Raw genomic sequence first — 7132 nt, 5'->3', positions numbered from 1 at the left:
TCTATCCAATAACGAACACAAGAGTTACGCACAAACTGAGAAGTTTTGATAGCTTCATCAAGCTGGTGATATTGCTCTGGGGTTCCGTTTTTTAGCTTTGCTTCTTCTACGACTAGCATCTAACAATCCACGACCATTGGTTAAATTAATTATAACACAGTTTACCTACAGATGGTAGAATTAAACCGATGCTCCGCGGTTGATATTCTGGTCGGATTTCATCGGGAGCAAAGGTGAGTATCTTGTCGAAAAATGTAGCGGGGGCATTCATCCGACATTTTAGGTAAATTCCGAATTATCTAGAAGATGGATTTAGGTTTAAATGTGACTTAGATCACATACAATCGGGGTTTCCTTTCGCTAACTTAATTAGCAGGGTACGCTGCCTAAATTTTTAGTAATCTGGGCATAGTCCGCAAGCTTGGCCGGGTAAGCCAAGGGGAATTTTCCCAAACTTGCCAAGCTAAAAGGGATCGACTCGATCAGTACAATGACCCAAAATAGGGGCATCCTCAGAAGGGAGCATCTACTATCTAATCACAATTGACCCCTTTATGGTCATAGCCCTAAAATCCATCCGCTTACTGATTTAGGAGGGCTGAATCAAATAACCATGGCTAGTCTAAACACTGGACAAAGACAAACAAGAGACGAAGAACAGCTACTATACGATTATTGGCTCGACCGCGCCAGGACCGATTCCCCCGAGCAATTAATCGAGGATTTTTGTCGTCTGTTTATCGAAGGTGGCGGCTATCGAGAAGCTCCTATTTATTTAGCCCTAGAGCGTCTTGTCAAGGCTAAGGATGCCGAAATTCGTTTTTATCATGTCTTTAACCGCTGCTGTCATATTTTAGTGAATCGATGGCAAACGCAGCCCGCCCATCAGCCAGCAATTCCCGAATTGGTATCGCTACTGGAAAATTTGCCCTCCCCACCTCCTGGACATTACAGCATCCCCAATAATTTGGGCCATCTGGTCAAAAATTTTACCCTCTCGGATGACTACGTTAGGCTGCAGCGTCTGGCGAGAATTATTAGCGGCAAATACAGCGAAAAAACCGCCGCTTCCCTGGGAACCCTGATTAGTCGTTATCCCTATCTCTATGATTACTATTTACTCGGTGATGAAAGTCACCGAGAACAGCGACAAACCGTTAGACGTATTAAAGTGAAAACCGAGAGCCGTTTCGAGGTAAATCTCTCTCGTTATGTCACCTATCAGGTACGTTTGGCACAGGTTGCTCATAGCCCAAAAATCAGGGAAGAAGCGGGGAGAATCATTCAACCGGTAGAAAATCCCACCCTGCTCAATGACAAGGAACTAAATCGCGCCCTCAAGTATTATCTGGGGACGGTAGCAGGAAATTATACTCATAAGGCTCTTTCGCAAAATTTTCTGGCGAATACAGTTTATACCCCTACCTATAAAGATTTTAAAAATGACCTCTACGATTATCTGATTACCTCCTTAGACTACTGCAAGGGGCAATTTAACAAAAAACTCGACGATATCCTGCAAAATACTCTACCCCACTGCGATCAACAAAAACCGAGTGAATTTCTCATGCTGCGTACTTCTAGCCAACTGTTAAATTATCTGGTGGTGGAAAGCGGCCAAAAACCCGATCATTACATTTTTATGGATATGATCACCAATATGGGGGTAACTCGGACTGTGGGGTTATTGCTCAAGTTGATTTTGATCTGTCCCAAGGCAAAACCCCACTTAGATAAACGTTTTTCGATTCTATTTAACCACTACGAGAGTTATTCTTGCGATCGGGTGCCTTGGTTGGTTAAATCCCTAGAAAATCTGCAAGTAGCTTTTAGTATTCATTTCGGTCAAGCTGATTTGTCCTGTCTCCGTCAAATCCAGTGATCAGCTGTTCGCTATCTAAATTACTTGTTAAGACTGTCTATGAGAGGAGAAGGGGGGAAGTGGGGAAGTGGGGAAGTGGGGAAGTGGGGTGTGGGGTGTGGGGTGTGGGGTGTGGGGAGAATAAATAAAATAATCTCCTATCTCCTGACTCCTATCTCCTGACTCCTATCTCCTATCTCCTATCTCCTATCTCCTATCTCCTGACTCCTGACTCCTGACTCCTGAATCCTGACTCCTGCCTCCTGAATCCGTCAAATCGATTAAAAAGTTAAGTAATCTCAACTTCTAGCCAATGGTGACCTGGAGCTAGGGGATAATTAAACCATCGTCATTTAGGCTGCGTTTATCCGTGAAAATTATCGTTATCGGCAGTGGTGGTCGAGAACACGCCTTGGCTTGGAAACTGCTGCAATCGCCCGAAGTAGAACAAGTGTTCTGCATTCCGGGTAATGGGGGAACGGCAATTTTACCTCAATGTGAAAATATCCCCATAGCAATGGAGGATTTTGCCGAAATTAGCCGCTTTGCCCGAGAAAATTGCGTCGATCTGGTGGTTGTCGGGCCAGAATATCCCCTCTCCCTCGGCATTACCGATCATCTTCTCGGCCAAGAAATTGCCGTTTTTGGCCCCACACAAACCGGGGCCTTAATTGAATCGAGCAAATCCTGGGCAAAAGAATTAATGAGCGAAGCAGCAGTTATCACCGCCGTCTCGGAAACCTTTACGGATGCAGAATTAGCAAAAACTTATATCCGAGAGCAAGGAGCGCCAATTGTGGTGAAAGCTGACGGATTAGCCGCAGGAAAAGGGGTAATTGTCGCCGAAACCGTAGATACGGCCCTAGAAGCGATCGATGATCTTTTTACCAGTGGCTTTACTAAAGTGGTGGTGGAAGAATTCCTAGAGGGAGAAGAAGTGTCTATCCTCACCCTCACCGATGGGATCAGCTTTCGTTCCCTGCTACCCGCCCAAGATCACAAGCGGATCGGTGAAGGCGATACCGGCAAAAATACCGGCGGTATGGGAGTTTATGCCCCCGCACCCATAGCCACCGCCGCCATTATCGAAGCGGTAAACCGAGACATCCTCGCCCCCATCGTCGCCACCCTACAAAAACGCGGCATTGACTATCGGGGAGTCCTCTACGCGGGTTTAATGATTTCCCCCGCCGGAGAGCCAAAAGTTCTCGAATTTAACTGTCGTTTTGGCGATCCCGAAACCCAAGCGGTTTTACCCCTACTGGAAACTCCCCTGGCACCGCTGCTGCTGGCTTGCGCTCAACAAAAATTAACTGATTTCCCCTCTTTACAATGGCGATCCGGTAGTGCCGTTTGTGTGGTGGCCGCGTCTGCTGGTTATCCCGACCACTACGAAAAAGGCCAGTTAATCACTGGAATTAAGGCAGCTGAAACCGCGGGAGCGATCGTTTTCCACGCCGGCACGGTTTTAAAACACGGCGATATCTTCACCGATGGCGGCCGCGTCTTGGGTGTCACGGCTATGGGAGCTAATTTTAATCAGGCGATCGAACTTGCCTATCAATCGGTGAAAAGGATACACTTTCAGGGCATCTATTATCGTCGTGATATCGGCCACCGGGTAAGGGAAAAATAAGGTTTTGAGGATTAATTTATGAGCCAATTTCCCTTTTTTTCCGCATCTCTCACCGCTAATCCTCACCTGATGCCAAACCTCTTTCTAGGGTCATCCCTGACAAAAGCGCATCTGATTTGTCAAAAAACCAGTAACTATTGATAAAATCATGAAACTGAATCGCCTAACCAAATTGCCATCCCTATGCGAATTTTGCTCTATTCTTATAACTATTATCCCGAACCGATCGGCATCGCTCCCCTGATGACAGAATTAGCGGAAGGATTGGTTAAAAGAGGTCATCAAGTCAGGGTTTTAACCGCTTTTCCTTGGTATCCTAATAGTGAAATCGATCCCGAATACCGAGGAAAAATCTATCTAGAAGAAGAACGAAATGGTGTTAAAATTCAACGTTCCTACGTCTGGGCGCGTCCCCAAAGAAGTTTAAAAAATCGAATTTTCTTTGAATTGAGCTTTGTTTTTTTGAGTTTCTTTCAGGCTCTCAAGGGTGAAAAACCCGATCTAATTTTCTTAACTGTCCCCGGATTACCCGTTTGCGTTCCCGCCGCTTTATTGAGTAAATTATATGGGGTACCGATTATTCTAAATTTACAGGATATTTTGCCCGATGCGGCAGTTCATGTGGGATTATTAACTAATCAGAAAATGATTAAGGTTTTTAGTCGTCTCGAAAAATTTGCCTATCAAACTGCCAGCAAAATCTCGGTTATTGCCGATGGTTTTACCAAAAATCTCCTAACTAAAAATGTGCCGAGTCAGAAAATTATTGAAATTCCTAATTGGGTGGATGTAAGCTTTATTAAACCTCTGCCGAAAAACAATAATTATTTTCGCCAAGAAAATCATCTTGAGGGCAAATTTGTTGTTTTATATTCTGGCAATATTGCCCTAACTCAACCCTTAGAAACTTTAATCGATGCCGCAGTTCAATTAGTTAATATTCCTGAGATTAAAGTGGTAATTGTTGGTAAAAAAGAAGCCCTCGATCGCCTAGAAAAGTATCGCCAACAACAGGGGGCCAGTAATGTGCTTTTATTACCCTTTCAAACCCGGGAAAAATTACCAGAAATGTTAGCAGCCGCCGATGTGGGTATGGTGATGCAAAAACATAACGTTATTTCCTTTAATATGCCGTCCAAAATTCAGGTATTATTAGCTAGTGGTCGTGCTATTATTGCTTCTGTTCCCGCCGATGGAACCGCCGCTAGGGCGATCGAGCGTAGTGGTGGTGGTTTGGTGGTTACTCCTGAAGATCCAGAGGCATTAGCTACGGCTATTTTAAAGCTATATAAAAACCCAGATTTAGCAACTATACTAGGAGAAAAAGGACGACAATACGCAGAGGAAAATTATGCCTTTGAAAAGACTTTGGATCAATACGAAAAGCTTTTTTCTCAAGTAGTTAGTTAATAATTAGGGAATAGGGAAATGGGGAGATGGGGGAATGGGGAAATGGGGGAATTCAACTAAAACCCCAACACCCTAAAACCCTAAAACCCTAAAACCCTAAAACCCTAAAACCCTAAAACCTATTACCCAACCCCCATCACCCCATCACCCCATCACCTAACCCCTAACTCCCACTTAACTATTTTCATGTTCGATAATTTCTCAAAAAAACTCCCCTGGCAAAGTCTCAAACAAGCGATCGCTTTTGTCTTAACAATTATTGCCTTAACTCCAGTAGTTACAGCTTTAATTTCTAGTGTTAATCAGCCCCAAATCCAATCGAATATTCAACTATATCAAACCAATATCAATCTACAAGCCACGACTCTAAGCAGCGATGCTGACCCTAATAGCGAGGAATTTGCTAATCTTAAATTAATTCAAACTTCCCTGATCGGTGAAGCTCCTTATACCACTGCCGAGGAACAGTATTTATCAGCCCAGAAAAGTGCCAAAAAAACAATCACCGAACTAGAAAAATCAGCAGTTAATCCCGAACAAAAAAAATCTCTTGAGCGCGAAATCAATTCCTTAAAAGATTTAGAGCTAAAATTAAGTCTCATTCAAGCTAGTCAAGGTGACTTGGATTGGGCACGGCAAATCTGGCAAGACATCAAGGAAAAATCAGAATTTAAGAACTATAAACCTGCTGTTTTAGGAAATGCGCTGCTGTTAGAGGGATTGTACAGTGAACCCCCCCAAATTGCTGCCGATGCTGAAGCGAGAATCGAGCGCAATTTTCAAGGATGGTTTCGTTATACCATTCTGGAAAAATTATATAGTCTCGAAAATCGTCAAGAGGATTTACTCGCTTTAGAGGAAGAACAGAGTGAAGTGGCGGCTAATGCCTTAATTAAACTAATTTTACTGGCTTTTTTGCCTCTTATCGGCGGTTTAATCGGTGTTGTGCTGTTGATCTTTTTATTAGTGCAGTGGCTGCTCCGTCAACAGCGATCGCTGCTCTTTTTAGATGATAGTCTCGCTTGGCAAACTAAGTGGGGAGGAGAAACCCTCTGGTGGGGAATAATTATCGGTTTCTTTTTCGTCGGACAAATTGTTTTACCGGTAATTTTCGTGATTTTATCGAGTTTCTTGAGTCTCAATCCCGAACAATTTAACCTAGAAGCTAAAGCAATATACGTTGTAGTTAGTTATTTAGCCTTAACAGTGAGCAGTTTATCGGTTTTATACCTAGCGATCAAGCCTTTTCGCCCTTTACCTCGCGATTGGTTTCGTTTTAACCTCTTTAGTCCTTGGCTTCTCTGGGGATTGGCCGGCTATTTCGTCGCTTTACCCCTCGTTATTATCGTTTCTTTGCTTAATCAACTAATTTGGCAAGGACAAGGGGGCAGTAACCCGCTGCTGACTTTAGCCCTAGAATCCCAAAATACCTTCGCTTTACTCTGTTTTGCCTTTACTGCTTCCCTTGCCGCTCCTTTTTTCGAGGAAATTGTCTTTCGCGGCTTTTTACTAGCTTCTTTGACTCGTTATCTGCCGGTCTGGGCTGCGATCGCTCTTAGTAGTTTGATTTTCGCCCTTGCTCACCAAAATTTGTCAGAAGTGCTGCCTTTAACCGTCCTAGGTTGTGTTCTTGGCTTTGTTTACACCCGCTCGAAAAATTTATTATCCTCAATGTTGGTTCATAGTCTCTGGAATGGTGGCACCCTGTTAAGTTTATTTTTATTAGGCAGCGGTGTAGGTTAGGTGAAGTCTCTGGTTTTCGGGGTAGCCTAGAGATGATGACAAATACCGTCTAATTAATTATCAACCTATCTCTGTTGGATAAACCATGACTATCGCTCAAAGCTTACCCCTAGTCGAGTCTCATGTAAACCCTGAGATAATCTTCCCAGAAGGCCAATTTTGGAGTGATGAACCCCCTTTGGAAAGTAACCTACATCTACAACAAATTATTTTATTAATTCAGTGTTTAGAATGGTGGTGGCGCGAGCGAGAAGATTATTTTGCCGCCGGCAATTTAACCATTTATTACAGTCCTAACCAGAAAAAGTCAGAATTCTTTCGTGGTCCCGATTTTTTCGTCGTTTTGGGGACAAATCCCAATCCCAACCGCAGAAGTTGGGTAATTTGGCGAGAAGAGGGCAAATATCCCAATTTAATTATCGAAATTCTCTCCGATAGTACCGCCAAAGTTGACCGAGAGGAGAAAAAACAAATTTATCAAG

The 7132-nt window shown here is 43.5% G+C and carries 5 protein-coding genes and 1 pseudogene; 5 read left to right on the top strand and 1 reads right to left on the bottom strand.

What is annotated here, in order from left to right:
- A pseudogene (locus tag IM477_RS10345) lies at window positions 1-119 on the bottom strand (transposase); the annotation flags it as partial.
- Between the two features lie 494 nt (window positions 120-613).
- Between IM477_RS10345 and IM477_RS10340 the strand changes: the two are divergent.
- From IM477_RS10340 to IM477_RS10320, 5 genes are all read left to right on the top strand, one after another.
- Window positions 614-1882, top strand: coding sequence for a Sll1247 family protein (locus tag IM477_RS10340; protein WP_287731633.1), 1269 nt, complete (start codon window positions 614-616; stop codon window positions 1880-1882).
- Between the two features lie 349 nt (window positions 1883-2231).
- Window positions 2232-3497 (top strand): phosphoribosylamine--glycine ligase, encoded by a 1266-nt coding sequence (gene purD, locus IM477_RS10335; protein WP_002758420.1) that lies wholly within the window; start codon window positions 2232-2234, stop codon window positions 3495-3497.
- Between the two features lie 183 nt (window positions 3498-3680).
- Complete coding sequence (locus IM477_RS10330; protein ID WP_287731632.1) at window positions 3681-4907, top strand: glycosyltransferase family 4 protein; 1227 nt, start codon at window positions 3681-3683, stop codon at window positions 4905-4907.
- Between the two features lie 186 nt (window positions 4908-5093).
- A complete protein-coding gene (locus IM477_RS10325) occupies window positions 5094-6650 on the top strand; it encodes a CPBP family intramembrane glutamic endopeptidase (protein ID WP_287731631.1) in 1557 nt (518 codons plus the stop codon).
- 85 nt (window positions 6651-6735) lie between these two features.
- Window positions 6736-7132, top strand: a 397-nt coding sequence (locus IM477_RS10320; RefSeq protein ID WP_287731630.1) for a Uma2 family endonuclease, incomplete at its 3' end; no start/stop codon positions are given.

It is taken from the genome of Microcystis sp. M090S1 (assembly GCF_020246295.1).
GTDB lineage: Bacteria > Cyanobacteriota > Cyanobacteriia > Cyanobacteriales > Microcystaceae > Microcystis > Microcystis aeruginosa.
The sequence above is the reverse complement of the archived record's forward strand: the minus strand, read 5'-3'. Positions and strand labels throughout refer to the sequence as shown.